Raw genomic sequence first — 21,636 nt, forward strand, 5'->3', positions numbered from 1 at the left:
CCGACGTGGGCGTCTCCCAGCCGACCGTCTCCCACCACCTGAAGAAGCTCAAGGAGGCCGGCCTGCTCACCTCCGAGCGGCGCGGCACCTGGGTGTACTACCGGGTCGAGCCGTCGGTGCTCGCCGCGATGGGACGCCTGCTGACCAAGGCCGCGCCGGCGGCCTGAGCGTCACTGATCTCGCTTGCCGCTGTGAGCGCCGGTGGTCGTGGCGCCGACCGGGGACTGCGGCAACAGCGGCGTGGAAAACAGCCGGCCGCCGGGACCGACGGGTCACTCTGCCGATCGTCCGGGCATGAAGATGAGCGCGACGAGCGCCAGCCCGATCACGCCGCCGATGACCTGCATGCCGATGAACCCGGCGACCGAGCTGGGGGCGATGCCGGCGAAGGTGTCGGTGAAGGCGCGACCGATGGTCACGGCCGGGTTGGCGAAGGACGTGGAGGAGGTGAACCAGTACGCGGCGCCGATATAGGAGGCGACCGCGACGGGCGCGAAGCGCAGCTGGTTCGCCCGGGCCAGGCCGAAGATCAGCAGGATCAGACCAGCCGTCGCGACGACCTCACCGAGCAGCAGATGGCCGGCCGACCGGTCATGCGTGGACCACTTCACCAGCGGCTCGCCAAACATCGCGTCCGCCAGGATCGCGCCCGCGATGGCGCCGACGATCTGCGCCGGCAGGTACACCGCCACCTCGCGCGGGGTGACTCCGGCCCCGCCGCGGCGGGCGGTCCACCACTCGGCGAGCGTGACGACCGGGTTGAAGTGGGCGCCGGAGACCGGGCCGAGCAGGAGGATGAGGACGCCGAGGCCGAAGACGGTGGCCGTGGAGTTGGCCAGCAGCTGCAGGCCGACGTCCTTGGTGAGTTCCGTGGCCTGGATGCCGGAGCCGACCACGACCGCCACCAGGGCAGCGGTGCCTATCAGTTCGGCGGCGGCCCGGGCGACGAGAGGGGTACGCGGTGGCGTGGCGCCGGGCGCCGGCTCGACGGAGGCCGGTACGGGAGCAGGTGGCGCGGACTCCGCGTGCGCGGCGGCTTCGGCGGCGGTCATGGGCAAGCCCTCTTGTTCTCGGCGGCGGTGCGAGCGGACTCGGCCAGATCAGCGAACTGGCTGGCGAGTGAGGCGATGACGTCGGGCTTGAGCCGGTAGTAGGTGAACCGGCCGCACGGCTCCGTCTCGACGACTCCGGCCTCGCGCAGCACTCTCAGGTGGTTGGAGAGGTTGGTCTGCCGGGCACCGGTCTCCTCCACGAGGTGGGTGGTGCACAGCATCTCTTTGGCGAGCAGGGTCACGATCTGGAGCCTGAGCGGGTCGGCCAGCACCCGAATCAGGTCAGTGTCGACTGACGTCATCATGTGCTGATATTGTCACATCAGTGGTGGCTGACACCACCGGGTGCTGACATCATTCACACCTGATGTTGTCGTGAGACAAGAGAGACCTCTGATGTCCGACAAGCCCTCTGTGCTGTTCGTCTGTGTCCACAACGCCGGCCGTTCCCAGATGGCCGCCGCATGGCTGACCCACCTGGCCGGGGACCGTGTCGAGGTCCGTTCCGCCGGCTCCAACCCGGGTGCCAAAGTCAACCCGGCCGCCGTCGAGGCCATGGCCGAGGTCGGCATCGACATCTCCGCCGAGGTCCCGAAGATGCTCACCGTGGACGCAGTCAAGGAGTCCGACGTCTGCATCACCATGGGCTGCGGCGACACCTGCCCCGTCTTCCCCGGCAAGCGGTACCTCGACTGGCAGCTGGAGGACCCGGCGGGCCAGGGCGTCGAGGCCGTCCGCCCGATCCGCGACGAGATCAAGGTGCTGGTCGAGGGCCTGATCAAGGAGATCGCCCCGGAGCCGCAGGCATGAACACCGCGCCCAGCGCGACCTTGGCCGGGAACACACCCGCGGACATAGGCGACATCATCGTCATCGGCTCCGGCCCCGCCGGATAAACCGCCGCCCTCTGCACCGCCCGCGCCTCGCTCGATCCGCTGGTCTTCGAGAGCGCGGTCACCGCCGGCGGGGCGCTGGTGCAGATGACCGAGGTGGAGAACTTCCCCGGCTTCCGCGACGGCATCATGGGCCCCGAGCCGATGGAGAACATGCGGACCCGGGCCGAACGCTTCGGCGCCGAGCTCATCCCGGACGACGTCGTCGAGGTCGACCTGACCGGGGCCCTTGTCCCACGTCGAGTTGGAGTCAGGCAGGCGCCCGAAGCCCCTCCTGTGGACGGATGAGCGAGTCCGGCGGTGGCGCGAGACCGGCGGAGACGGTCTCGGCGACCTTCCGCCGCATCCTCGCCACGACCGACCTGCCGCCCATCACCCTGCGGGACCTGCGCCATGTCGCCGAGAAGGCAGCGAAGCTGATCCCGCGATCGCGTCCGGCAGCTGCTGATTCGTCCGCCCAAGCGGCACCCGATCCGCAGGCCACGAGCGCATCCGCTCACGCATCGCTCACTCAGTGGCTTCAAAACGAAGCAGCGCCCGACCCGACCGAAGCCGACTCAGGCGCTGCGTAGCAGGTCAGAGGCCGTTTGCCTCCCCCACACCCGTAGGCCCTGTGGGACTCGAACCCACAACCAATGGATTAAAAGTCCACTGCTCTGCCAATTGAGCTAAGGGCCCAGGCGATGTTGCCTACCCGAGCATAGCCGGACGAGGCCGGGACTCCGATCGGGTATCGGTGACCCGGCCGCGTCGGGGAGCCGCAAAAAGGTTCGCCGCAGAACAGAACGGGCGGAAGATCGGCGGAAGCAGAGCGAAATCACGGGTCCGGGCCCGGCGGGGACGCCCGTTCCCGACACTCGCGCCCGCTCTACGGATCCACCGGCTCCGGTGCCCCCTCCCTCCCCTTCGCCCGCGCCACGTTCCGTTGGTGCTCGGGATTGAGGAACCAGTGCCGGGCCGAGGCGGTCCACCAGATCGCGGCGAAGCCGAGGACCACCAGGACGGCGACGGGGGCGTAGTTGAAGTTCTCCCAGGTGACGGGGGAGAGCTGGGGCAGCATGAAGAGGACGGTGATGACGAGGACCCAGGTCACCGAGATGACGCCGATCGTCCGCGACCAGCGCCCCAGATGCCACGGCCCCCGCTCGAACGCGTCGCCCTTGCGGAGCCGCAGGAGCGTCGGGATCACGTAGGCGATGTAGAGGCCGATGACCGCGATGGAGGTCACCGCCGCGTACGCCGTCACGTTGATCAGATACGGCAGGCCCAGGACGAGCGCGCCGCCCGCCGCCAGCCACACCGCCGCGACGGGCGTCCGGGTGCGCGGGCTGACCGTGTGCCAGACGTGCGAGAACGGCAGCGCGCCATCACGCGAGAAGGCGTAGATCATGCGGCTGTTGGCCGTCACGGACGCCATCCCGCAGAACAGCTGCGCGCCGATGACGACGAGGAGCAGCAGCTTCCCGGCGGTGGCGCCGAGCGCGTCCATGAGGATCTGGGCCGGCGGCACCCCCGTCGCGGAGTTCAGGGCGCCGTCGTACGACTGGATGGCGAAGGTGAAGCCGAGCAGCAGCACGAGTCCCGCCACCCAGGACGTCCAGATGGAGCGGACGATGCCCTTGGGGCCGGCCGTGGACGCGTCGTGGGTCTCCTCGGTCATGTGCGCGGAGGCGTCGTACCCGGTGAAGGTGTACTGCGCCATCAGCAGGCCCAGGAGGACGACGTAGAACGCGCTGCCCCAGCCCGTGTTGTTGACGAACTCGGTGAAGACGAAGGACGCCGAGCGGTGCTCGTCGGGGACGATCGCGAGGGCGCCGACGATCACCACGACACCCAGGACGTGCCACCACACGCTGATGCTGTTCAGCAGGCCGACGATACGGACGCCGAAGGTGTTCAGCAGGCCGTGCAGCAGCAGGATCCCCGCGAACAGCAGGATCGTGCGGCCGGGCGTCACCTCGAAGCCGAACTCCAGGTTCAGGTAGGCGGCGAGGAACGACGCCGCGCCGAAGTCGATGCCGGCGGTCACCGCGACCTGGCCGAGGACGTTGAACCAGCCCGTGAACCACGCCCACGCCGCGGCCGTCCGGGGCGGCGCCAGCCGGTGCGACCAGAAGTACAGGCCCGCGGAGGTCGGGTACGCCGAGCAGATCTCGGCCATCGCGAGGCCGACGAACAGCGTCATCAGCCCGACCCCGACCCAGCCCCAGGTGATCACCGCCGGACCGCCGGTGTTCATGCCGAACAGGTACAGGGTCATACAGCCGGACAGGACCGAGATGATCGTGAAGGAGACCGCGTAGTTCGAGAACGCGGACATACGGCGTGCGAGGACCTGGGTGTAGCCCAGTTGGGCCAGGCGTTCCTCGTCCGACACCGTGACCGACACCGAGTCCGGAGCCGAGACCCCGGACGCCCCACGGGCTATGTCGTCATCTGTCATGCCCCCAGCAATTCCCTCACGGAGGTCGTGACATGCGTCACAAGATGGCCGAAAATCGGCGCACTACGAAAACGCCGTGGCCCCCACCCGGAAGGTGGGGGCCACGGCGTTCACAGAGTGGGCGCTCGGCCTCGGTCAGCCGTTGCGCTTCCAGCGCGGCTTGTCCTCGCGGCGGCCGAAGGAGCCGGTGCCGCGGTGGTCGTCACGGCGGCCGTACGGACGCTCGTGGCCGCCGGAGCGGAAGCCCGGACGGTCGCCCTGGCGGTCGCGGTTGAACGGACGGTCGCTGCCCCGGTGACCACCGCGCTCGTCACGGCGCTCGAAGGAACGGCCACCGCGGTCGAACCCACGGTCACGGTTCTCGCGGTTGAAGCCACCACGGTCGTCGCGACGCTCGAAGGAACGGCCACCCCGGTCGTCCCGGCGGTTGTCGCGGTTGAAGCCGCCACGGTCGTCACGGCGCTCACCGCGGTTGTCACGGCTGTCACGGTTGTCGCGGTTGAAGCCACCCCGGTCGTCACGACGCTCGAAGGAACGACCACCGCGGTCGAAGCCACGCTCGTTGTCCCGACGGAAACCGCCCCGGTCGTCACGACGCTCGAAGGAACGACCACCGCGGTCGAAGCCACGCTCGTTGTCCCGACGGAAACCGCCCCGGTCGTCACGACGCTCGCCCCGGTTGTCACGGTTGTCGCGGTTGAAGCCACCCCGGTCGTCACGGCGCTCGAAGGAACGACCACCGCGGTCGAAGCCACGCTCGTTGTCCCGACGGAAACCGCCCCGGTCGTCACGACGCTCGAAGGAACGACCACCGCGGTCGAAGCCACGCTCGTTGTCCCGACGGAAACCGCCCCGGTCGTCACGACGCTCACCGCGGTTGTCGCGGTCGTCCCGGCGGAAACCGCCGCGGTCGTCACGACGCTCGTACGACGAGGAACGCCCGTACGACCCGCGCTCGGCCCGGTCGGTCCGCTCGAACCGCTCGGCCTTCTCGACGCGCTCGACGTCCTGCGCGGCCGGCTGCTCCGGCACGGACACCTCGGACAGCACCGCGTCGACAGCGGCGGCGGCCGCCTCGACGACGGCGGCACCCTCGCCCGTCTCCTCGGCGCGCGCCTGGGAGATCGCCGCCTCGGGGTCCTCGCCCCGCTCCCGCGCGGCACGCGCGGTGAGCCGGTCGGCCTCCTCGCGCAGCTCGGCGGCGCGGCGCGTGGCCCGCTCCAACTGCTTGGTGAGGTGAGCGACTTCACGCTCGGCCTGCTGCGCGGCGTTGCCGGCGGACTCGGCCTGGACCTCGGTCATCGACCGGGCGCCGGTGATCTCGGCGACCTCCGGGTCGAAGGCGGCACCGCCCTGGATGATGTGACGCCCGGCGTCGACGCCCGCGTCCTCCATGAGGCGGAAGATCTGGCGGCGCTGGTGCGGCAGGGACAGGGAGACGACCGTGCCCGTGCGACCGGCACGCGCCGTGCGGCCCGCGCGGTGCAGATAGTCCTTGTGGTCACCGGCCGGGTCCACGTTGAGCACCAGGTCGATGCCGTCGACGTGGATACCGCGGGCGGCGACGTCGGTCGCGACGAGCGCGTTGACGTAGCCGTCCTTGAAGTCGGCCAGCGTCCGGGTCCGCGCGCCCTGGGTCATGCCGCCGTGCAGCGCGTCGGCCTTCACGCCGGCGTCGCGCAGCTGTTCGGCGATGCGGTCGGCGCCCAGCTGGGTGCGGACGAAGATGATGGTGCGGCCCTTGCGGGAGGCGATCGCGGCGGTGACCGGTGCCTTGTCCTTGGGCTTCACGATCAGGATGTGGTGCGACATGGTCGTGACGTTGCCCTGGGCGCTGTCGACCTCGTGCGTGACCGGGTTGCTCAGGTAGCGCTTGACCAGCGTGGAGATCTCGTTCTCCATCGTGGCGGAGAACAGCATGCGCTGGCCGCCGGCCGGGACCTGGTCGAGCAGCTCGGTGACCTCGGGCAGGAAGCCCAGGTCGGACATCTGGTCGGCCTCGTCGAGGACGGCGACCTCGACGTTCTCCAGGGAGCAGGCGCCGCGGTTGATGATGTCGCGCAGTCGGCCCGGGGTGGCGACGAGGATGTCGACGCCGCGCTCCAGGGCGTAGATCTGGTTGCCCATCGACGTACCGCCGCAGACGACCTTCATCTTCAGGCCGACGACGTCGCCGTAGGGCTGGAGCGCGTCCGCCACCTGCATGGCGAGCTCACGGGTCGGGGTGAGGATGACCGCGCGGGGCTTGTGCTTCTCGGTGCGGCCACCGGCGAGACGCGCCAGGGTCGGCAGACCGAAGGAGAGGGTCTTGCCGGAGCCGGTGCGGCCGCGGCCGAGGATGTCCTTGCCGGCCAGGGCGTCCGGGATGGTCGCGGCCTGGATCGGGAAGGGGACGGTCACGCCGTTCTGCGCGAGCTTGCGCACGACGCCCTCGGGGAGACCGAGGGCGGCGAAGGTGACCTCGGGGGTCTCCTCGACGATCTCGTTCTCGCCGTTCTCGGGCATGACGGCGTGATCAGAACTGGAAATGGACATGCGTATGCGAAACCTTCCGGAGTCTCGTCGGCACGCGCCCGTCAACTCCGTGATTCGCAATACGACCGCCTCTATGCGGTCAGCCACGGCAAGGGAGAGAACGCGCCACACGGCGCGCTTCTGCGTTGGCGCCGGGCAAATGAATCAAACGATCTATAACCATACGCACCCCCCACCCCTAAAGGCAAACTGAGCCAATACCCGCAGGTCAGAAGGCGATCAGCGGAGCCCAACTGGGAAACCCAGACTCCTGGCCGACTTCACCCATGAGAGGGAAAGCCGCTGGCCAGGGGCCCTGCGGCGGCGTCGGCGGCACCGCGTTCCCGGTCGGCACCGGGGCAGCCGCCGTGCCGCCCTCGCACCCGTGTCGTCCGCCACACTCCCGCGGGCGCCGCAGGGCCACGGCCACCGCGCAGACGGCGACGACCACCGCGCAGACAGCCATCACCCCGCAGGACGCGGCCACGATCACCCCGGCGACGCCCCCGCCCGCCCCACAGCGGCACACAGCCGTTCCGCCCGGCCGCTATGCCGCGTCCCCCGCCTCCGGCGCGGGCTCCCGTTCCATCAGCTGTGCCCCCTGCTCGTGCGCGGACGACGACGGCTCGGCCGACGGCTCCGGCGCCGGGGACTCCGCCGGGGCCGACGGCTCGGGCGGCTCCGGCGGGGCCGAGGAGGGCGCGGGCGTCGGCTCGCCCTTCGTCGGCTCCGGCACGGGCGGCCGCTCGCCGTTCCCCTTGCCCTTGCCGCCCTTCCCACTCTTCGGCGGCTTCGCCTTCTTGGTCGGCTGGGCCCCCTCGGAGGCCGCCGCCGAGGCGGGGGCCGACCGGGACGCGGAGGGGTCGGGCGAGCCCGAGCGACGCGGCTTGCCGCGCCCGACCTGGTACCCCGTGCCGCCCCCGCCCGTCACGGCGGTGCCCCCGTCCGGCCGCTCACCGCCCCGCTGTCCGGCGGAGGGCGAGGGGCCGGGGTGCTGCCCGCCGTCCCCCACGCTCATGCAGCCGGCAGCCGCGGCGACGGCCATGACCGTGGCGGCCAGGCGAACGGGTACGTACAAGGCGCGCACGGCGGCCACCTCCGTGGGGGGCTGGGAGAGGAGTCCCCCTGTTCAACTCCCGCCGCACACAAGAAGACACGCGCCGTACCGACCCGCCGGACCACCGCCACCCCACGCCGTACCGACCCGCCGGACCTCCGCAACCTCGCGCCGCGCCGACCCGCCGGGCCACGGCCACCCCCACGCCGGAGCGGCCGCCTGGCCGCCGGGCCGCCGAGCCGCCGAGCCGCCTGGTGCCGCCCCTACCCGTACCCCAGGGCGTGCAGCCGGGCGTCGTCGATGCCGAAGTGGTGGGCGATCTCGTGCACCACGGTCACCTCGGTCTCCGCGACGACGTCCTCACGGGTCTCGCACATCCGCAGCGTCGGCCCCCGGTAGATCGTGATCCGGTCCGGCAGCACCCCCGCGTACCACTCCCCGCGATCCGTGAGCGGAGTCCCCTCGTACAGCCCGAGCAGCTCGGGGTCGTCGGCGGGCGGCTCGTCCTCGACGAACACCGCCACGTTGTCCATCAGCCGCGTCAGCTCCGGCGGGATCCGGTCCAACGCCTCGGCGACCAGCTCCTCGAACTCCTCGCGCGTCATCTCCAACACAGGCCCATTGTCGGGCACGACCCGCGCGAAGGAGAGATACGGGTCACAGGGCGACCGCTGGGGTCACACCCCTGAACGGGGCCCGGTCCCCAATCCCCCGCATATCCCTCCACCCCCCTGGGCATACGGCCCCAATGGCCCGCGTCCCCGCCGCAACAGCCACCACCGTGACCGCCATCCGTACGACCCTGCGCCGCATCCGCCGGGCGCTGCCGCTGCCACAGCCCACCGGGGCCACGACCCGGGGGCGCCGCTCACGCGACCCGCGCCCGGCGGTCGAACCGGCGGGCCGCGCCCGCCCCTGGGTCCGCGCGCTCGGCCTGGTCACCGTCGTCGTGGTCGGCGCCTGGCTCGGCCTGCTGGTCGTGGGCAACGTACGGACCCCTGTCGGCCCCATGAACACCACGATGACGCTGCGCCCGTCGCTCACCGGCGGCACGAAGATCAACGTCTCACCGCTGGGCGCCCTGGAGCTGCGCAGTCACCACGCCCCCGTACGCCTCGACGTGAACGTGGACCAACTGGACCCGGACCGCGCCCAGGCCCTGGTCGACCACCCCGAGCGGATCTCGGGCCTCCAGGACGAGATCGCCTCGGACGTCCGGCGCGGCACCCTGGACCTGGCCCTGCGGTCGGGCGTCGCCGTCGTCACGGGGGCGACCGCGCTGGGGCTCGCCGTCTACCGCCGCCCCCGTCGCGCCCTGGCCGCGGGCGGCCTGGCCCTCGGGCTGCTCGCGGCCTCCGGAGGCACCGCCGCCGCCACCTGGAACCCGAACTCGGTCCTGGAACCCAAGTTCTCGGGCCTGCTCTCCTCCGCGCCCTCCCTGGTCGGCAACGCGCGCAGCATCGTCACGGAGTTCGACGTCTACCAGAAGGAACTGGCACGCCTGGTGACGAACGTGACCAAGCTGTACGACGTCACGTCCACCCTCCCCGCGTACCAGCCGGACCCCACCACCATCCGTGTCCTGCACGTCTCCGACATCCACCTCAACCCCGCGAGCTGGAAGATCATCGCCTCGCTGGTGGAGCAGTACGAGATCAACGTCATCGTCGACTCCGGCGACACCATGGACCACGGCACCGCCGCCGAGAACGCCTTCCTGGACCCGATCGCCGACCTCGGGGCGCCGTACGTCTGGGTGCGCGGCAACCACGACTCCCGCGAGACCCAGCGGTATCTGGAGGGCGTCGAGAACACGCACGTCCTCGACGAGGGGAAGGCGGTGAACGTGGGCGGGCTGCGCTTCGCGGGGATCGGCGACCCGCAGTTCACCCCCGACCGCTCCACGGACAAGGCGGGCCTGCCCTCGGAGGAGGCGGCCGGACAGCGGCTGGCGGGGGCGCTGCGCGCCCAGAAGGCGGCCGGCACTCCCGTGGACATCGCGATCGCCCACAATCCGGACGCCGCCCGCGAGACGGACGGGGACGTCCCGCTCGTCCTCGCCGGGCACCTGCACCACCCGGAGATGGAGATCCTGGACGAGGGCACCCGCCTGCGCATCGAGGGCTCGACCGGGGGCAGCGGGCTGCGCGCCCTGGAGGGCGACTACCCGGATCCGATCGAGACGTCGGTCCTCTATTTCGACCGCGACACCCATCGCCTCCAGGCCTGGGACGAGATCAAACTCGGGGGCCTGGGTCTGACGACGGCCGAGGTCAGCCGTCACCTCCCGAAGGAGAACCAACCGGGAGCACTCCAGTCCCCGTCCCCGTCCGGAAGCTCGTCGGACACTCCGCCGGGCACCCCATCGGGTACCCCGTCCGGTTCGCCTCCGAGCACGTCACCCGGCGGGGCGACCACCCGTTCGCCGGACCGCCCGTAAACCGTTTTGGCGATACCTCCCGCCATCCCATATGCTTCTCACGTCCCCGACGCGCTGATGAAGCGCCCACGGCGGGCCGATAGCCCTCATCGTCTAGCGGCCTAGGACGCCGCCCTTTCAAGGCGGTAGCACGGGTTCGAATCCCGTTGGGGGCACGCAAGAACGTGTGCGACACTGTCGTACGCAACCTTGGTCCTGTGGAGCAGTTTGGAGTGCTCGCCACCCTGTCAAGGTGGAGGCCGCGGGTTCAAATCCCGTCAGGACCGCTCGGTGTTTCACGTGAAACACCGTGGCTGGGTAGCTCAGTTGGTACGAGCGTCCGCCTGAAAAGCGGAAGGTCGCCGGTTCGACCCCGGCCCCAGCCACAACAAATGAGAACCCCCACCGGGCAACTGGTGGGGGTTTTCGTCGCTCACAGCGAGCCGAGGCCGATGTGGGCCAAGGTCGCTCACCGAGAGCCATGGGGGGTTCTTGAGAGGGGTCATCAGGGGACTCGTGACGGCCGGCGCCGTCCTGGTCTCCGCACTCGCGATACCCGGTACGGCCCACGCCGAGGCGCCGGTGGTCAAGGCAGCGGGCAGCTCCGGCGACTGGGCGGCCATCGAGGTCCGTCTCCGCCACGGCAGCGCCATCGGCGAAGACATCACGAAGATCACCGCGACGCTCCGCCCCGCCGGGAGTGGCGAGTCGGACGCCCCGGTGGCCACCGTCACCGATTTCAAGCAGGCGAACTGGATCAGCCCCTGGGAGGGCGTGTGGTCCTCGCAGCCCGTCCACCTGGACACCCTCGGCGACTACACGATCGACGTCGAGGCCACGACCAGCGCGGGAGAGACCACGGTCCGGAAGGACGCCGGCACCCTGCGGTACCGCAAGCAGCCGGTCTTCCAGGACTTCGCCGTCACGCCGACCACGCCGACCATCGAGGACAAGACGGTCACGGTCAGTGGGGACCTGGTCGTACGCGATCCGATCACACGCCTGACGGAGCCTCTGCCGGGAGCCTCCGTGAGTCTCTGGATCGAGCGGCAGATCGAAACGCCCGCCACCACGGACGACAAGGGCCACTTCTCCTTCTCCCATGAGCTGACGGAAGGCGGCGGGGCCTATGCCACCTACCGGGGCGACCTGGGGTACGCCTCCACCTTCTGGGTCGACATCACGCCCACGGCGGCACCGACCCGCATCACCCTCGACAAGAGCAGCTTCCACCTCACGGCGGGCGACAAGATCACGGTCTCCGGCACTCTGCAGTACCAGAGCGGCTCGGAGTGGAAGCCGCTCTCCGGCATCCCGCTGGAGATGGATTACAAGAACAGCAGCACCTCCCACCCGATCGAGGCGACGACGGGCGCCGATGGCCGCTTCAGCTTCGCCGCGAGCCCGTACCAGAAGACCGTGTACGAGGTGGCCTTCCGGCCGTACCCGTACAACGCCTGGATCCAGCGCACCGCCACCGTCGATGTCGACGTCGCGGTCACGGCGACGACGAAGTTCCGGGGCTTCACGGCCTCGCTGGACAAGTACGCCGAGCTCAGCGTCTCCGGCACCCTCGGGATCGTCGGGGAGGACCACAGCGAGCGCGTGAGCGTCGCCATCCAGTACTCGCCGAACGGCAGGACCGGCTGGACCACCGAGAAGACCGTCAAGACGGACTTCGACTCCCAGTTCCACACCACCCTGCCGGGCTACACGGACGGCTACTGGCGACTGAAGTACGCGGGTTCCACCACGTACGACGTCGTGGGCACCACGAGCGGCGCCCTGCGCAAGAACCGGGCTCTCACCCGGATCAGGAACGCCGACGCCTCGCCCGAGCCGGTCCGCAAGGGCCGGACGATCACCGTCAAGGGTGTACTCCAGGAGCGCCAGGCCGGGTCGTCGACGTGGAAGGCGTACGGCTCCAGGAAGGTCCAGATCCTCTTCCGGCCCACGGGCAAGAAGACCTGGTACCTGATGACGACCGTCACGTCGAAGTCCAACGGCTCCTTCAGCAAGGGCTTCACGGCCCGTCAGGACGGGACCTGGGTGCCGGTCTTCCTGTACCCCGACAGGGGGCACTTCGTCGGCAGCGGGAAAGAGGACTACGTCGACGTGCGCTGACAGCCGCGGCCCACGCGGCGGCCGGCGGTAACGCGCATCACAGGCGCACAGCGAGGGGCGGACGCAAAAGCGTTCGCCCCTCGTTTCGTCGAGGTGAGATCCTGGACGGCGTATGTCTACGCCACCTGCCCCCGCCCTCGGCGCCCTCGCCCCCCGCCTGGCCGAGCTGTCCCTGCGCGACGCGCACCGGCTCGGGCGCAGGCTCGAAGGCGCGCGCAAGATCCGTAAGCCCGAGGCCCGGGCCGCCGTCCTCGCCGAGATCGAGGCCGAGGTCGCCAAGGGCGAGGCCCGCATGGCCGAGCGCGCCGCCCGCGTGCCGACCGTCTCGTACCCCGAACAGCTGCCCGTCAGCCAGAAGAAGGACGAGATCGCGGCCGCCATCCGCGACCACCAGGTGGTCATCGTGGCCGGTGAGACCGGCTCCGGCAAGACGACCCAGATCCCGAAGATCTGTATGGAGCTGGGGCGCGGCGTCCGCGGCATGATCGGGCACACCCAGCCCCGCCGGATCGCCGCCCGCACCGTCGCCGAACGCGTGGCGGAGGAGCTGGACACCCCCCTCGGCGAGGCCGTCGGCTGGAAGGTCCGCTTCACCGACCAGGTCAACCAGGACGCGACCTTCGTCAAGCTGATGACGGACGGCATCCTGCTCGCCGAGATCCAGACGGACCGCGAGCTGCGCGCCTACGACACGATCATCATCGACGAGGCCCACGAGCGGTCCCTCAACATCGACTTCCTGCTGGGCTACCTCGCCCAACTGCTCCCGAAGCGCCCGGACCTCAAGGTCGTCATCACCTCCGCGACCATCGACCCCGAGCGGTTCTCCCGCCACTTCGGCGACGCCCCGATCGTCGAGGTCAGCGGCCGTACGTACCCGGTCGAGGTGCGCTACCGCCCCCTCCTCGAAGAGGACTCCGACGACGCCGACCGCGACCAGATCACCGCCATCTGCGACGCGGTCGAGGAGCTTCAGGGCGAGGGCAAGGGCGACATCCTCGTCTTCCTCTCCGGTGAGCGCGAGATCCGCGACACCGCCGACGCGCTGATCAAGAAGAACTACCGCTTCACCGAGGTCCTCCCCCTCTACGCGCGGCTCTCGCACGCCGAGCAGCACCGCGTCTTCCAGCCGCACACCGGCCGCCGGATCGTGCTGGCCACCAACGTCGCCGAGACGTCGCTGACCGTCCCCGGCATCAAGTACGTCATCGACCCGGGCTTCGCCCGCATCAGCCGCTACAGCCACCGCACCAAGGTCCAGCGGCTGCCGATCGAGCCGATCTCCCAGGCCAGCGCCAACCAGCGCAAGGGCCGCTGCGGCCGTACGTCCGACGGCATCTGCATCCGCCTGTACACCGAGGACGACTTCAACGCGCGCCCGGAGTTCACGGACGCCGAGATCCTGCGGACGAACCTCGCCTCCGTCATCCTGCAGATGACCGCGGCCGGCCTCGGCGACATCGAGAAGTTCCCCTTCATCGACCCGCCGGACCACCGCAACATCCGCGACGGCGTCCAGCTCCTCCAGGAGCTCGGCGCGCTCGACCCCACGCAGAAGGACGTCCGCAAGCGGCTGACCACGATGGGCCGCAAGCTCTCCCAGCTGCCCGTCGACCCGCGCCTGGCCCGGATGGTCGTCGAGGCCGACAAGAACGGCTGCGCCCGCGAGGTCATGGTTATCGCCGCCGCGCTGTCCATCCAGGACCCGCGCGAACGCCCCGCCGACAAGCAGACACAGGCCGACCAGCAGCACGCCCGCTTCAAGGACGAGTCCTCCGACTTCCTCGCCTTCCTCAACCTGTGGCGGTACGTCCGCGAGCAGCAGAAGGAACGCGGCTCGTCGTCCTTCCGCCGGATGTGCAAGCAGGAGTACCTCAACTTCCTGCGCATCCGCGAGTGGCAGGACATCTACAGCCAGCTCCGCACGGTCGCCAAGCAGATGGGCATCCACCTCAACGAGGAGGACGCCCCCGAGCAGCAGGTCCATGTGTCGCTCCTGGCCGGCCTGCTGTCCCACATCGGCATGAAGGACATCAAGGACGGCGCGAAGAACGAGTACCTGGGCGCCCGCAGCGCCAAGTTCGCGATCTTCCCCGGCTCTGCCCTCTTCAAGAAGCCCCCGCGCTTCGTGATGTCCGCCGAACTGGTGGAGACCTCCCGCCTGTGGGCCCGCGTCAACGCGAAGATCGAGCCCGAGTGGGTCGAGCCGCTCGCCGAGCACCTGCTGAAGCGCACCTACAGCGAACCGCACTGGGAGAAGGACCAGGCGGCCGTGATGGCGTACGAGAAGGTCACGCTGTACGGCGTCCCGATCGTCGCCCAGCGGAAGGTGAACTACGGCCGCATCGACCCCGAGGCGAGCCGCGAGCTCTTCATCCGCAACGCGCTCGTCGAGGGCGACTGGCGTACGCACCACAAGTTCTTCGCCGACAACCGCAAGCTCCTCAGCGAGGTCGAGGAGCTGGAGCACCGCGCCCGGCGCCGGGACATCGTGGTCGACGACGACACCCTGTTCGACTTCTACGACCAGCGGGTCCCCGAACACGTGGTGTCGGGCGCCCACTTCGACTCCTGGTGGAAGCGCAAGCGGCACGAGCAGCCCGACTTCCTGGACTTCGAGCGCGAGATGCTCATCCGGGAGTCGGCGGAGGCGGTCACCAAGGCGGACTACCCGGACTCCTGGCGCCAGGGGCAGCTGAAGTTCCGCGTCACCTACCAGTTCGAGCCGGGCGCGGACGCGGACGGCGTCACCGTCCACATCCCCCTCCAGGTCCTCAACCAGGTCACCGACGAGGGCTTCGACTGGCAGATCCCGGGCCTGCGCGAGGACGTGGTGACGGAACTGATCCGTTCCCTGCCGAAGCCGATCCGCCGCAACTACGTCCCGGCCCCCAACTACGCCAAGCGCTTCCTCGACCAGGCGGTGCCCCTCCAAGAGCCGCTGACCGTCACGCTCGCCCGCGAACTCAAGCGCATGGTGGGCGTACCGGTGACCGCGGACGACTTCGACTGGTCCCGGGTCCCCGACCACTTGAAGATCACCTTCCGGATCGTCGACGAGCGGCGCCGGAAGCTGGCTGAGGACAAGGACCTGGAATCCCTTCGGCTCCAGCTGAAGCCGAAGGCCCGCAAGGCGCTCTCCCAGGCCGCCGCGGCGACCGCCGAACGCCAGGGCGGCGAGTCCCTGGAGCGCACGGGCCTGACGGACTGGACGATCGGCTCCCTCACCCGCGTCTTCGAGACCCGCCGCGCCGGCCAGCCCGTGAAGGCCTACCCGGCCCTCGTGGACGACGGCGACACCGTCTCCGTACGCCTCTTCGACACCGAGGAGGAACAGTCGGAAGCGATGTGGAAGGGCACCCGAAGGCTCATCCTGCGAAACATTCCGGTCAACCCTGCGAAGTTCGCGAGCGAAAAGCTGACCAACGCTCAGAAGCTCGCCCTCTCGGCGAACCCGCACGGTTCGATCCAGGCCCTGTTCGACGACTGCGCGACGGCCGCCGCCGACCGACTCATCGCCGACTTCGGCGGGCCGGCCTGGGACGAGGAGTCGTACCGCAAGCTCTACGACAAGGTCCGCGCGGAGATCGTCGACACCACCGTCCGCACGGTCGGCCAGGTCCAGCAGGTCCTCGCCGCCTGGCAGGCCTGTGAGCGCCGCCTGAAGGCCACGAGGAGCCCCGCCCTCCTGCCCAACCTCGCGGACGTACGCGGGCAGCTGGACGCCCTCGTGAAGCCGGGCTTCGTCACGGAGACGGGGCTGCGCCGCCTCCCGGATCTGATGCGCTATCTGGTGGCCGCGGACCGGCGGCTCCAGCAGATGCCGACGAGCGTCCAGCGGGACACCTCCCGCATGGAGAAGGTCCACGAGATGCGGGACGAGTACGCCTGGCTGCTGGAACAACTCCCCCAGGGGCGGCCCGTACCGTCCTCGGTCCTGGACATCCGCTGGATGATCGAGGAACTCCGCGTCAGCTACTTCGCGCACGCCCTGGGGACGGCGTATCCCGTCTCCGACAAGCGCATCGTGAAAGCGATCGACGCGGCGGTGCCGTAGCCGTCATACTGTGACGAGCGCTGCACAGTGGGTGAGTTCGACCAGGGGGCTCACCCTCCTGTACAGTCTCTTCTCGCAGGCCAGCGCACAGGCGCTGACTGCGAAACCTGGTCCTGTGGAGCAGTTTGGAGTGCTCGCCACCCTGTCAAGGTGGAGGCCGCGGGTTCAAATCCCGTCAGGACCGCACGATTCAGAGAGACCCGCATCCCCCAAGGATGCGGGTCTTTTTGCTGCGCCGGTCGCGACAGGGGGAGCGACCGAAGGTGCGTCGGCGGGTGCGGGTTCGTCGTGGTTGTTCGCGCAGTTCCCCGCGCCCCTGAAAAGCGTCCGGGGCTGCGCCCCGCGCTTTTCAACGGCGCCACGGGGATGAAGGCCGGGCCGCAGGCCCAAGCCTTCAGGGCGCGGGGAACTGCGCGAGAAACCACACACCACCCGCAGCCGCCAACGAACCGCGCACCCCCAACCCACTAGGCACCCGGCCCCCAGCGGACGCGCCGGGGCTTGACGGAGTCACATTCCATCGGTACCTCGGAAACAGGGCCCCAAGACCCCGGAGGTGGCGTATGGCGGCGTCCGCTCGGCACGAGACCCGCGCTCTGCTCCGCGCTCATCTGTCGGCCGCCTCCTCCTACCGCCACTTCACCCGGCACTGCCCGATCTGCCACCGGCTGCTGCGCCTGGCGACGGACACCGTGACGACGGGCATCCTGACGACGGACGTCCCCAGGGCCGGCGAGGACCGCGCCGAGGGTGCCACGGAGGACGAGAGCCCCTCCAAGGCGTGAACGATGACGTGAGCGCCGACGGGCGGGGAACGCACTCGGCGGGACGACGGGCCCGCCTCAACTCCCGTCCTCTCTACCGCACGTGACTCATGAGTAACAAGCTACTCGGCATGTGACGGGTGTCACTGTATAAGTTTCCGGAACATGGGTTCTTACAGGTCTCCTACAACTGGTCAATTTAATATGTGCAATTGCACCAGTCTCCCGAGGCCCCCACAGGAGATCCGACAGCCCTCCCCAGAGTCCGACAGCCCCGCGCACAGACAGCCGCGCCCCCGCACAAGTCGGCGCGCCGGACACACGAAAAGACCGGACCCGGGGGCCCGGTCGTCCGTCCAAGCGCACAAAAAAGATCGCGCTGGACCCGGCGGAGTCCAGCGCGATCTGACGACGCACCCTTGTTGCTTGCCTGGCGAAACCCAGAACAGATGGAAGCTCTGGAAAACTCTGTGCGGCTCGGGCGTGGGATCTGTTGGGGCAGAACCCGCGTCGCTTGGCGCTGTATGAGCGGTTGAGCTGCGCTTTCAGGCGGCTCGGCCGATTGGGGGACCAGCCGAAATGCCCTGTTCTGCGGTGGTTCAGGCCTCGCTGCGCTGCTGCGGAATACCCGCGAGCAGTGCGCGGACCTCAGCCTCGCGATAACGGCGATGTCCGCCGAGCGTACGGATGGACGTGAGCTTGCCGGCCTTCGCCCACCGCGTGACCGTCTTGGGGTCGACGCGGAACATGGTGGCGACCTCAGCCGGGGTCAGCAGCGGCTCGGCATCAGGGGTGCGAGCGGTCATGAGCGGCCTCCTCGGGAGAACCGAACCTTCTCGGTTCTTTCCTCTAAATTCTGCACCTTGACCCGCGTTGCCCGAAATGGCGGACGCGAGTCGAGTCGGTTATAGGACGAACGGCTTGTCCTCGGCACTACAACTACACCATCTGTCCAGCCGCGTCGGCCAAACCGATGGAATTGCCCTCCCAGGTGTTCATCAGCGACGGATGCCGATGGACCGTGCCATAGCGGACAGTCACGCCACTGTGACGAACAGTCACAGTGGCGTGCAGGAGTCACGAGACCCCCCAAGAGCGTGCAATGCTGAGATTCCACCCAAAGGCGGGCAGAGGGAGCCTCCCCCGGACTCCTTGTCCTATTTTGGCATGAGGAGGTGCGTAAGAGGCAAGGCCCGCGTAAGTGCAATCCGTCACGCTTGACGCCTGCTTGACACAAAAGCCCGGATCGGGGACCTACGTCCCATGATGACGCCCGAGTGGAACTTCGGTGCGTCAAGCCTGGGCCAAGGGTGGACAGTTCACCATGCTTCGGCCTCCATGGAAAGCCTTTTCCCATCCGTCCCACAAGTCACAAGTACGGGTGGGACGTTGAGCCGGTTCAACCGGTTCCGCCCGGTACGGCTCGCCGACCGGCCGTTCAGTTCGCGGAGCGCCGGTCCCGTACCGCCCGCCACCGTTCGACCAGCCGCCCGTACGCCTCACCGGCGGCAAGACCGTCGCCGTTGCGCAGGGCCTCGATGCCCTCGGCGACATCCGCCGCGGAATGGTCGTCGTCCAGCTCCTCCGCCGGCAGGACGTGCACGAGACCGCCGTAGTCCAGCTCCACGAGCGAGCGCGGGTGGAACTCCTCCAGCCAGCGGCCCACGTCGACCAGCCCGTCGATCAGCGGCCCCTCGTCGAGGGCCTCGCGCAGCGCCCTGAGCCCCCGCGCCACCCTCCGCCGGGCCTGCACCATGGGCGTGCGATAGCGAAGTACAGGTGAGTTCTCGGCCGAACCCTTCTCATAGGTGCGCTCCTCGTCCGAGACGAGGACGAACCAGTTCAGCGGCACGTGCCAGGTCGAGGTGCGGATCCACGGACGGGCGTCGGGGTTGCGCGCCATCCAGCGCTCGTAGTCCTGGCCGGCCTGCCGACGCACCAGCGGCGGCAGCACCGCGTCCAGCAGCGGCGCGGGCAGTTCCTCGGCGAGATCACCCAGCGCCTGCCAGCCGCGCAGCCGGGTGCGCCAGGGGCAGACACAGACCACCCCGTCCACCTCGACCACGAAGGCGTCACCGCTCTCGTGCACCGGCACCGGGATCGGCGGCGTGGGCAGCAGATCGGCCAGCGACCGCCGCAGCTCGTCCTGGTAGGAGGGGCGGTCGGCGCGACGGGCGTACCGGGTCCAGTGGGTGCGCTCGGGCTCCGGGAAGGCGGCCAGCGGCTCGTACACGCGGAGGTACGACGCGTACGGGACGATCACCGAGGACACCTTGGGCACGCCTGCTCCCTCCCCCGCCGACCACCGGGGAAACCTGCGGAACCCGCCCATCGGCGGGCCGGAAAACTGTGCGGGTCACACCACGGCCGTACTCCAGGAGTGGGTGATCCTGAGGCTCCGCCGCTCCGCGGCGGCCGGAGGCTCTAATCTCATGCTCACAGACCCCCCGCCACCCGTACGGGGAGCTCTCACCACCCGCCGCTTCTTACCCAGGAGTCACCACAGTGACCGACGTATCTGACGGCGTCCTGCACACCCTGTTCCAGTCGGACCAGGGCGGTCACGAGCAAGTCGTGCTCTGCCAGGACCGGGCCAGTGGCCTCAAGGCCGTCATCGCCCTCCACTCCACCGCGCTGGGCCCCGCCCTCGGCGGCACCCGCTTCTACCCGTACGCCACCGAGGCCGAGGCCGTCGCCGACGCCCTGAACCTCGCGCGCGGGATGTCCTACAAGAACGCCATGGCCGGGCTGGACCACGGCGGCGGCAAGGCCGTGATCATCGGCGACCCCGACCGGATCAAGAGCGAGGAGCTGCTGCTCGCCTACGGGCGGTTCGTGGCCTCGCTCGGCGGCCGGTACGTCACCGCGTGCGACGTCGGCACCTATGTCGCCGACATGGACGTCGTGGCCCGCGAATGCCGCTGGACCACGGGCCGCTCCCCCGAGAACGGCGGCGCCGGCGACTCCTCCGTCCTCACCGCCTTCGGGGTCTACCAGGGCATGCGGGCCTCCGCCCAGCACCTGTGGGGCGACCCGACGCTGCGCGGCCGCAAGATCGGGATCTCCGGCGTCGGCAAGGTCGGCCACCACCTCGTCGAGCACCTGCTGGCCGAGGGCGCCGAGGTCGTCGTCACGGATGTGCGCGAGGACGCCGTGCGCCGGATCCTCGACCGCCACCCCGAGGGCGTCACCGCCGTCGCCGACACCGAGGCGCTGATCCGCGTGGAGGGGCTCGACATCTACGCCCCCTGCGCGCTCGGCGGAGCGCTGAACGACGACTCCGTGCCCGTGCTCACGGCCAAGGTGGTGTGCGGCGCGGCCAACAACCAGCTCGCCCACCCCGGCGTCGAGAAGGACATCGCGGACCGCGGGATCCTCTATGCGCCGGACTACGTGGTGAACGCCGGCGGCGTCATCCAGGTCGCCGACGAACTCCACGGGTTCGACTTCGACCGGTGCAAGGCGAAGGCGTCGAAGATCTTCGACACCACGCTGGCCATATTCGCACGCGCGAAGACGGATGGGATTCCGCCGGCTGCCGCGGCCGACCGGATCGCCGAGCAGCGGATGCAGGAGGCGGCCGCCGCACGCGGACGCTGACGTTCCGCGGGCACGCCCGCGCGAGGGTCGCGCGACAGGGCCCGGTACCCGCCGACGGCTTTAGAGAGAACTCTCACTTCCGTCGGCGGGTCGTTCGCCAAGAAACGGTTAAAATCGCGGTTGACCAGCGGGGAAAGGGCTCCTCGCAGGTTCTGGGCACAGCCACGTCCTGCGGGCGACGTACCGTATGGGCGTGGGCTCAGGTACCGTGGAAGCCCTACGGACCGGTCTCTCTATGGAGAGCCCGTTCTAGATCATGAACGCGTGTCAAGACTCTGGGGCCGTCGAGCCCCGTCACCGAGGGGGTCGAGCCATGGGGCGCGGCCGGGCCAAGGCCAAGCAGACGAAGGTCGCCCGCCAGCTGAAGTACAACAGCGGTGGGACTGACCTGTCGCGTCTGGCCAGCGAGCTGGGCGCATCGACTTCGAGCCAGCCTCCGAACGGCGAACCGTTCGAGGACGACGAGGACGACGACGACCCGTACGCGCGGTATGCGGAGTTGTACAACTCCGACGATGACGAGGATGAGGACGACGAGTCCGGTCCTGCGTCCCATCGCCGCGGGGCTTGACCGTCCAGCTGCGCTTCACCCGGTCCGAGCGGATTACGCCGGACCGGGTTTTGTGCGGTTGCGCTCCGCTTGAGGGGCCGGGCGCCTTGTAGCTCGGGGGTCACTGTGCGTCGGCAGCCACGGATTCGTAGTGGCTGGTCGC

17 protein-coding genes, 5 tRNA genes and 1 pseudogene are annotated in these 21,636 nt (G+C 69.6%); 14 read left to right on the forward strand and 9 right to left on the reverse strand.

Annotation, left to right across the window (positions count from 1 at the left end; all coding sequences use genetic code 11):
* Nucleotides 1–167 (forward strand): ArsR/SmtB family transcription factor (locus tag M8J73_RS36905; protein ID WP_249829604.1); only part of this gene is annotated, 167 nt, incomplete at its 5' end.
* Between the two features lie 105 nt (nucleotides 168–272).
* Here M8J73_RS36905 and M8J73_RS36910 read toward each other — a convergent pair.
* Together M8J73_RS36910 and M8J73_RS36915 are read right to left on the reverse strand one after the other, a co-directional pair.
* On the reverse strand, nucleotides 273–1,052 hold the full coding sequence (locus tag M8J73_RS36910) for an aquaporin (protein ID WP_055538729.1): 780 nt from the start codon (nucleotides 1,050–1,052) through the stop codon (nucleotides 273–275).
* On the reverse strand, nucleotides 1,049–1,357 hold the full coding sequence (locus M8J73_RS36915; protein ID WP_055538730.1) for an ArsR/SmtB family transcription factor: 309 nt from the start codon (nucleotides 1,355–1,357) through the stop codon (nucleotides 1,049–1,051). Before M8J73_RS36915 ends, M8J73_RS36910 begins: the two co-directional genes overlap by 4 nt.
* Nucleotides 1,358–1,448: 91 nt before the next feature.
* On the opposite strand from M8J73_RS36915, the gene M8J73_RS36920 reads away from it, so the two are divergent.
* From M8J73_RS36920 to M8J73_RS36930, 3 genes and pseudogenes are all read left to right on the forward strand, one after another.
* Nucleotides 1,449–1,862: an arsenate reductase ArsC gene (locus M8J73_RS36920; RefSeq protein WP_055538731.1), complete on the forward strand. Its 414-nt coding sequence runs from the start codon at nucleotides 1,449–1,451 to the stop codon at nucleotides 1,860–1,862.
* Nucleotides 1,859–2,170 (forward strand): annotated as a pseudogene (locus tag M8J73_RS36925) (NAD(P)/FAD-dependent oxidoreductase); the annotation flags it as partial. The gene M8J73_RS36920 and the pseudogene M8J73_RS36925, both read left to right, overlap by 4 nt.
* 59 nt (nucleotides 2,171–2,229) lie before the next feature.
* Entirely contained in the window at nucleotides 2,230–2,517 is a 288-nt protein-coding gene (locus M8J73_RS36930; RefSeq protein WP_240501265.1) for a hypothetical protein, read from the forward strand.
* Between the two features lie 33 nt (nucleotides 2,518–2,550).
* On the opposite strand, the gene M8J73_RS36935 is transcribed toward M8J73_RS36930, so the two are convergent.
* The 5 genes from M8J73_RS36935 to M8J73_RS36955 form a co-directional block, all read right to left on the reverse strand.
* A tRNA-Lys gene (locus M8J73_RS36935) sits at nucleotides 2,551–2,623 on the reverse strand.
* A 190-nt stretch (nucleotides 2,624–2,813) separates the two neighbouring features.
* Nucleotides 2,814–4,388 carry an amino acid permease gene (locus tag M8J73_RS36940; protein ID WP_055538733.1) on the reverse strand — a complete coding sequence of 525 codons (1,575 nt, stop codon included), beginning with the start codon at nucleotides 4,386–4,388 and terminating at the stop codon, nucleotides 2,814–2,816.
* 135 nt (nucleotides 4,389–4,523) lie between these two features.
* Nucleotides 4,524–6,923 carry a DEAD/DEAH box helicase gene (locus M8J73_RS36945; RefSeq protein ID WP_249829600.1) on the reverse strand — a complete coding sequence of 800 codons (2,400 nt, stop codon included), beginning with the start codon at nucleotides 6,921–6,923 and terminating at the stop codon, nucleotides 4,524–4,526.
* 526 nt (nucleotides 6,924–7,449) lie between these two features.
* On the reverse strand, nucleotides 7,450–7,989 hold the full coding sequence (locus M8J73_RS36950) for a hypothetical protein (protein ID WP_249829601.1): 540 nt from the start codon (nucleotides 7,987–7,989) through the stop codon (nucleotides 7,450–7,452).
* A 233-nt stretch (nucleotides 7,990–8,222) separates the two neighbouring features.
* Nucleotides 8,223–8,573: a metallopeptidase family protein gene (locus M8J73_RS36955; protein ID WP_059249887.1), complete on the reverse strand. Its 351-nt coding sequence runs from the start codon at nucleotides 8,571–8,573 to the stop codon at nucleotides 8,223–8,225.
* Nucleotides 8,574–8,707: 134 nt separating this feature from the next.
* Between M8J73_RS36955 and M8J73_RS36960 the strand changes: the two genes are divergently transcribed.
* From M8J73_RS36960 to M8J73_RS36995, 8 genes are all read left to right on the forward strand, one after another.
* Complete coding sequence (locus M8J73_RS36960; RefSeq protein WP_055536672.1) at nucleotides 8,708–10,399, forward strand: metallophosphoesterase family protein; 1,692 nt, start codon at nucleotides 8,708–8,710, stop codon at nucleotides 10,397–10,399.
* A gap of 82 nt (nucleotides 10,400–10,481) precedes the next feature.
* Nucleotides 10,482–10,554: transfer RNA gene (locus tag M8J73_RS36965), tRNA-Glu, on the forward strand.
* A gap of 36 nt (nucleotides 10,555–10,590) precedes the next feature.
* Nucleotides 10,591–10,665 (forward strand) — tRNA-Asp (locus tag M8J73_RS36970).
* 25 nt (nucleotides 10,666–10,690) lie between these two features.
* Nucleotides 10,691–10,764, forward strand: a tRNA-Phe gene (locus tag M8J73_RS36975).
* Nucleotides 10,765–10,894: 130 nt separating this feature from the next.
* Nucleotides 10,895–12,502 carry a hypothetical protein gene (locus M8J73_RS36980; RefSeq protein WP_055536673.1) on the forward strand — a complete coding sequence of 536 codons (1,608 nt, stop codon included), beginning with the start codon at nucleotides 10,895–10,897 and terminating at the stop codon, nucleotides 12,500–12,502.
* Nucleotides 12,503–12,614: 112 nt separating this feature from the next.
* Nucleotides 12,615–16,559, forward strand: a complete 3,945-nt coding sequence (gene hrpA / locus M8J73_RS36985; RefSeq protein WP_055536674.1) for an ATP-dependent RNA helicase HrpA — start codon at nucleotides 12,615–12,617, stop codon at nucleotides 16,557–16,559.
* Nucleotides 16,560–16,668: 109 nt separating this feature from the next.
* Nucleotides 16,669–16,743, forward strand: a tRNA-Asp gene (locus tag M8J73_RS36990).
* A gap of 379 nt (nucleotides 16,744–17,122) precedes the next feature.
* Entirely contained in the window at nucleotides 17,123–17,344 is a 222-nt protein-coding gene (locus M8J73_RS36995; protein WP_055536675.1) for a DUF6274 family protein, read from the forward strand.
* Between the two features lie 578 nt (nucleotides 17,345–17,922).
* Here the strand turns inward: M8J73_RS36995 and bldC are convergent.
* The gene (gene bldC, locus M8J73_RS37000) at nucleotides 17,923–18,129 is read right to left on the reverse strand and encodes a developmental transcriptional regulator BldC (RefSeq protein ID WP_003949541.1); all 207 of its coding nucleotides are present in this window, start codon (nucleotides 18,127–18,129) and stop codon (nucleotides 17,923–17,925) included.
* Nucleotides 18,130–18,761: 632 nt separating this feature from the next.
* Nucleotides 18,762–19,604: a DUF8083 family protein gene (locus M8J73_RS37005; protein WP_055536676.1), complete on the reverse strand. Its 843-nt coding sequence runs from the start codon at nucleotides 19,602–19,604 to the stop codon at nucleotides 18,762–18,764.
* A gap of 224 nt (nucleotides 19,605–19,828) precedes the next feature.
* Between M8J73_RS37005 and M8J73_RS37010 the strand changes: the two genes are divergently transcribed.
* Complete coding sequence (locus tag M8J73_RS37010; protein ID WP_055536677.1) at nucleotides 19,829–20,923, forward strand: Leu/Phe/Val dehydrogenase; 1,095 nt, start codon at nucleotides 19,829–19,831, stop codon at nucleotides 20,921–20,923.
* 313 nt (nucleotides 20,924–21,236) lie between these two features.
* Nucleotides 21,237–21,494 (forward strand): DUF3073 domain-containing protein, encoded by a 258-nt coding sequence (locus M8J73_RS37015; protein WP_055536678.1) that lies wholly within the window; start codon nucleotides 21,237–21,239, stop codon nucleotides 21,492–21,494.
* Nucleotides 21,495–21,636 lie beyond the last annotated feature (142 nt).

The organism is Streptomyces neyagawaensis (assembly GCF_023516595.1).
Lineage (GTDB): Bacteria > Actinomycetota > Actinomycetes > Streptomycetales > Streptomycetaceae > Streptomyces > Streptomyces neyagawaensis.

Bases quoted from the DNA above. Each gene is read 5' to 3' on its own strand.
- hrpA (WP_055536674.1), top strand. From the start codon at position 12,615: ATGTCTACGCCACCTGCCCCCGCCCTCGGCGCCCTCGCCCCCCGCCTG.
- M8J73_RS36915 (WP_055538730.1), bottom strand. From the start codon at position 1,357: ATGATGACGTCAGTCGACACTGACCTGATTCGGGTGCTGGCCGACCCG.
- M8J73_RS36930 (WP_240501265.1), top strand. From the start codon at position 2,230: ATGAGCGAGTCCGGCGGTGGCGCGAGACCGGCGGAGACGGTCTCGGCG.
- M8J73_RS37015 (WP_055536678.1), top strand. From the start codon at position 21,237: ATGGGGCGCGGCCGGGCCAAGGCCAAGCAGACGAAGGTCGCCCGCCAG.
- bldC (WP_003949541.1), bottom strand. From the start codon at position 18,129: ATGACCGCTCGCACCCCTGATGCCGAGCCGCTGCTGACCCCGGCTGAG.
- M8J73_RS36910 (WP_055538729.1), bottom strand. From the start codon at position 1,052: ATGACCGCCGCCGAAGCCGCCGCGCACGCGGAGTCCGCGCCACCTGCT.
- M8J73_RS36960 (WP_055536672.1), top strand. From the start codon at position 8,708: ATGGCCCGCGTCCCCGCCGCAACAGCCACCACCGTGACCGCCATCCGT.
- M8J73_RS36945 (WP_249829600.1), bottom strand. From the start codon at position 6,923: ATGTCCATTTCCAGTTCTGATCACGCCGTCATGCCCGAGAACGGCGAG.
- M8J73_RS36940 (WP_055538733.1), bottom strand. From the start codon at position 4,388: ATGACAGATGACGACATAGCCCGTGGGGCGTCCGGGGTCTCGGCTCCG.
- M8J73_RS36920 (WP_055538731.1), top strand. From the start codon at position 1,449: ATGTCCGACAAGCCCTCTGTGCTGTTCGTCTGTGTCCACAACGCCGGC.
- M8J73_RS36995 (WP_055536675.1), top strand. From the start codon at position 17,123: ATGGCGGCGTCCGCTCGGCACGAGACCCGCGCTCTGCTCCGCGCTCAT.